Raw genomic sequence first — 4,425 nt, 5'->3', positions numbered from 1 at the left:
CGGCTCAGATCTCCCGATCCGCCGACACCGGCACCGCGATCGACTCGGTGAGCGCGAGCTCGTAGCGGCGCTGCCGACGCTTGAGCCAGAGCCCTCCGGCGATGAGCAGCGCCAGCACACCGTACGCCGACGCGGCGAACGGATGCATCACCAGCGTCGTCAGATCCCCCTGGCTCAGCTGCAGCGCTCGACGCAGCTGCGCCTCGCCCATCGGTCCGAGGATCATCCCGACGACGAGAGGTGCCACGGGTACGCCGAAGCGCCTCATGAAGTACCCCAGCACGCCGATGATCAGCAGGATGAGGATGTCCACGACCGAGTAGTTCAGCGCGTAGGCGCCGAAGGCGGCGAACAGCAGGATCCCGGCGTAGAGGTACGGCCGAGGGATCTGCAGCAGCTTGACCCACATGCCCACGAGCGGCAGATTCAGCACGAGCAGGATGACGTTGCCGATGTAGAGGCTGGCGACGAGTGCCCAGACGAGGTTCGACTGGCTCGTGAACAGCATCGGGCCTGGCTGCAGCCCGTACGACTGGAACGCCGTGAGGATGATCGCCGCCGTGGCGGTGGTCGGCAGCCCCAGCGTGAGCAGGGGCACCAGCACGCCCGCGGCCGCGGCGTTGTTCGCGGACTCGGGTCCTGCCACGCCCTCGATAGCGCCGTGGCCGAACTCCGCCTTGTGCCGCGAGAGCTTGCGCTCCGTGGCGTAGGAGAGGAACGTCGCGACGTCCGCCCCGCCGGCGGGGATCGTGCCGATCGGGAAGCCGATGGCCGTACCACGCAGCCAGGGCGCCCACGAGCGCTTCCAGTCCTCGCGCTTCATCGAGTGCCGCCACGACCCGCCGACCGGCGTCACCGGGATCGAGCCGTGACGCAGGCGTGCAGCGACGTACAGCGTCTCGCCGACGGCGAAGAGACCGACCGCGACGAGCACGACGTCGATGCCGTCGGCCAGGGGCAGCAGCCCGAGCGTGTACCGCGCCTGTCCCGACAGCAGATCGGTGCCGATGAGGCCGATGAACAGGCCGATGCCGAGGGACGACATGCCCCGCGCCACCGACGAGCCGAGCAGCGCGCCGACGGTGATGAAGGCGACCACGATGAGCGCCACGTAGTCGGCGGGACCGAGACTGACCGCGAACTTCGCGAGCACCGGGGCGAGCAGCGTCAGGCCGATCGTGGCGATGGTGCCGGCGATGAACGAGCCGATCGCGGCCGTCGCGAGGGCCGTGGCGGCCCGTCCCATCCGTGCCATCTTGTTGCCCTCGATGGCCGTGATGATGGATGCCGACTCCCCTGGCGTGTTCAGCAGGATCGAGGTGGTCGAGCCGCCGTACATGCCGCCGTAGTAGATGCCGGCGAACGTGATGAGCGCGGCCGTCGGGTCGAGCGTGTAGGTGAGCGGCAGCAGCAGCGCCACCGTCATGGCGGGCCCGATGCCGGGGAGCACGCCGACGGCGGTGCCGACGAGCACGCCGAGGAACGCGAAGAGGAGGTACTGCGGCTGGAACGCCGTCGCGAACCCCTCGAGCAGGAGTGAGATGTTGTCCATGGGTGGTCCGTCAGATGAGGGGGCCGAGCCAGCCGAGCACCGGCCCGAGGGGCAGCGAGAGGCCGAGCAGCTCGCCGAAGAGGATCTGCACGATGACGCCGATGACGAGGCCCACGACGAAGCCGAGCCACCAGCGCCTGTTGCCCAGCGCCCACGCGACGCCGCCGAACAGCAGGGCCGCGGCGAGCGCCCAGCCGATGTACTCCAGCAGCAGCAGGTGCGCCATGACGAGCGCGAGGATGATGGCGATCGTGCGCCAGTCGGTGCGGGCGTCCGGGTCGGTGTCCTCGGACTCCTCGGGGGTGCCGAGGTGTCCGCGGAGCACGCCGATCAGCACGGCCACGCCGGCGGCCAGGAGGATCACCGACATGAAGATCGGGAACACGGTCGGCCCGACGCGGGCGCCCGCGGGCACCCGGATCAGGAACGCCCCGACGAGCGCGAAGACGCCGAGGCCGATGACGAGCAGCGCGAAGACGAGCTCACCGGTGCGGCGGCGGGTCGCGCGGGGCGGCGCCACCGCGAGCGACGGCTTGGTGATGGGGGGCGGGCCCCCTTCCGGACCGGAAGGGAGCCCACCGGGGGCGGAGGTCGTCATTCCACGAGCCCGATGCTCTGCAGCGTGTCGCCGACCGAGCTCACGTTCTCGGCGAGGAACGCGTCGAAGTCATCGCCGACGAGGAACGCGTCGGACCAGCCGTTGTCTTCGAGAGTGGTCTGCCACTGCCCGCTGTCGTGCATCTCGGTCACGAGATCCGCGAGCGCCTGGGCCTCGGCATCCGAGATCCCGCCGGGGGCGAGCACGCCGCGCCAGTTCGTGAGCACGACGTCGTACCCCTCGTCGGTGAGGGTCGGCACCTCGGGCAGCAGAGCGGCCGGCTCTTCCGAGCTCACGCCGAGGGCGCGCATCGAGCCGTCCTCGACGAACTCGGCGAACTCGCCGACGCCCGAGATGCCGGCGTTCGCGTTGCCGCCGAGCAGCATCGTGACCGCCTCGCCGCCGCCCGCGTTGGGGACGTAGTTCAGCTTCTCGATGATCTCGTCCGAGTCGAGGCCCGCCTCGGTCAGCAGGAGCCCTGCCAGGATGTGGTCGGCGCCGCCCGCCGACCCGCCGGTCACGACGACGGACTGCCCGTCCTCGGAGATGGCGTCGACGAGGTCTTCGAGGGTCTTGTACGGCGAGTCCTTCGGGACCACGACGACCAGCGGCTCCTCGGTGAGCCGCGCGATGGGCGTCGTGTCTTCGATGCGGGTCGCCGAGCCGTTCGTCTCGATCGCTCCGACCATGACGAGGCCGGTGACGATCAGCGAGTACGGGTCCTTCTCGTTGGCGAACGACGCCAGGCCGACGGTTCCGCCGGCGCCGCCGACGTTCGTGACGGGCGCCGCCGAGACCAGGTCCTCGCCGGTGAGCACGGCGCTCATGGCGCGACCGGTCTGGTCCCAGCCGCCGCCCGGGTCGGCCGGCACCAGGATGCCGACCTCGTCGACGGCGGCGGCCGCCTTGTCGTCTCCCCCATCGCCTGCCGCTGCCCCGCCGTTACCGGACGACGTGCAGCCGGCGAGCGCCAGGGCTCCCGCGGCGATGATCGCGGGGATCGCGAATCTGCGCATTCCACTCCTCCTCGAGTGCGTGCGGGGCGACATCGCCCCGTGCTGTGTGATTCCCGACGCTAGGCATCCGCCCGGGTCGGCGACGGGTTGCGTAACTAATGCGCGACTTCCGTAACTATTGGTCGCGGGCGAGGGATGCCGCGGCCCGCCGCCGACCGGACAGCCGACTTACACTTGCCTGCGTGACGCCGATGTCGCTCAAGGTGCAGCTCCTGCTTCTGCAGGCCGTGATCGTGTGCCTGGCGACCCTTGTCACCGGCGTGATCGCCGCGACACTGCAGGAGCGCGCGATCCGCACCTCGTACCAGGACCGCATGGTCGCCGTGGCCCAGTCGGTCGCCCGGCAGGAGGTGATCCTAGAGGCCTTCGACGACCCCGAGCCCTCGCGGGTGATCCAGCCGCTCGCGGAGCTCATCCGCCGCGCATCCGACATCACGTACGTGGTCGTGACGGACGCCGAGGGCATCCGCTTCTCGCACCCCGACCCGGACCGCATCGGCGAGCAGGTGTCGACCGATCCGTCGGTGCCGCTCTCGGGCGAGACATTCATCGGCACGCAGGAGGGAACCCTCGGCGTGTCGTGGCGGGTGAAGGTGCCGATCTTCGACCCGGGCGACGGCGACGTCATGGGTACCGTCTCTGTCGGCATCCTGGAATCCGAGATCAGCGAGCAGTTCCTGTCGCAGGTGCCGTGGCTGCTGGTCGCGATGGGCGCCTCAGCCGTGATCGGCGTGTTCGGCGCCGCATGGGTGACCTCGGTCATCCGCAAGCGGATCTTCCGCCTCGAGCCCGGCGAGATCGCCTCGCTCGTCGAGCAGCGCGAGACCGTGCTGCATCGCATCGGCGAGGGCATCATCACCGTCGACGAGCACGGTGTCATCACCGTCGCGAACGACGCGGCCGCCCGTCTGCTCGGCGACGACGACCTGGTCGGACGCCCGGCGGTCGAAGCGCTGGAGCCCGCGGTGGCCGACGTGCTGCGCCGCGGCGAACCGGACGGCGCGCTCGTGCTCGTCGGCGAGCGCGTCCTCATCGCGCGCAGCACCGGCACGGTCGTGGACGACGAGCCCACCGCGGCGACCCTCCTGCTGCGCGACCACACCGAGCTGCACCAGGCGCTCCGCGAGATGGACGGAGCCCAGTCGCTCACCGACGGTCTGCGCGCCCAGGCCCACGAGTTCGCCAACACGATGCATGTGCTGTCGGGGCTGCTCGAACTCGGCCTGGTCGACGATGCGCGCGAGTTCATCGCCGGATCG

The 4,425-nt window shown here is 70.4% G+C and carries 4 protein-coding genes; 1 reads left to right on the top strand and 3 read right to left on the bottom strand.

Annotated features, from left to right (window positions below; all coding sequences use genetic code 11):
* Positions 1–4 precede the first annotated feature (4 nt).
* Genes ACTHNQ_RS14500 through ACTHNQ_RS14490 form a run of 3 tightly spaced genes read right to left on the bottom strand, consistent with a single transcriptional unit; the run spans position 5 to position 3,166 of the window.
* On the bottom strand, positions 5–1,552 hold the full coding sequence (locus ACTHNQ_RS14500; protein ID WP_440334457.1) for a tripartite tricarboxylate transporter permease: 1,548 nt from the start codon (positions 1,550–1,552) through the stop codon (positions 5–7).
* Positions 1,553–1,562: 10 nt separating this feature from the next.
* Entirely contained in the window at positions 1,563–2,150 is a 588-nt protein-coding gene (locus tag ACTHNQ_RS14495; protein ID WP_440334455.1) for a tripartite tricarboxylate transporter TctB family protein, read from the bottom strand.
* Positions 2,147–3,166, bottom strand: a complete 1,020-nt coding sequence (locus tag ACTHNQ_RS14490; RefSeq protein ID WP_440334453.1) for a Bug family tripartite tricarboxylate transporter substrate binding protein — start codon at positions 3,164–3,166, stop codon at positions 2,147–2,149. Before ACTHNQ_RS14490 ends, ACTHNQ_RS14495 begins: the two co-directional genes overlap by 4 nt.
* 191 nt (positions 3,167–3,357) lie before the next feature.
* Here ACTHNQ_RS14490 and ACTHNQ_RS14485 point away from each other — a divergent pair.
* A partial coding sequence (locus ACTHNQ_RS14485; RefSeq protein ID WP_440334459.1) for a Spo0B domain-containing protein occupies positions 3,358–4,425 on the top strand: 1,068 nt, incomplete at its 3' end.

The organism is Microbacterium sp. (assembly GCF_051953575.1).
GTDB lineage: Bacteria > Actinomycetota > Actinomycetes > Actinomycetales > Microbacteriaceae > Microbacterium.
Note: the sequence above shows the minus strand (reverse complement) of the source record. Positions and strands in the feature narration are given on the sequence as shown.

Bases quoted from the DNA above. Each gene is read 5' to 3' on its own strand.
- ACTHNQ_RS14500 (WP_440334457.1), bottom strand. From the start codon at position 1,552: ATGGACAACATCTCACTCCTGCTCGAGGGGTTCGCGACGGCGTTCCAG.
- ACTHNQ_RS14495 (WP_440334455.1), bottom strand. From the start codon at position 2,150: ATGACGACCTCCGCCCCCGGTGGGCTCCCTTCCGGTCCGGAAGGGGGC.
- ACTHNQ_RS14490 (WP_440334453.1), bottom strand. From the start codon at position 3,166: ATGCGCAGATTCGCGATCCCCGCGATCATCGCCGCGGGAGCCCTGGCG.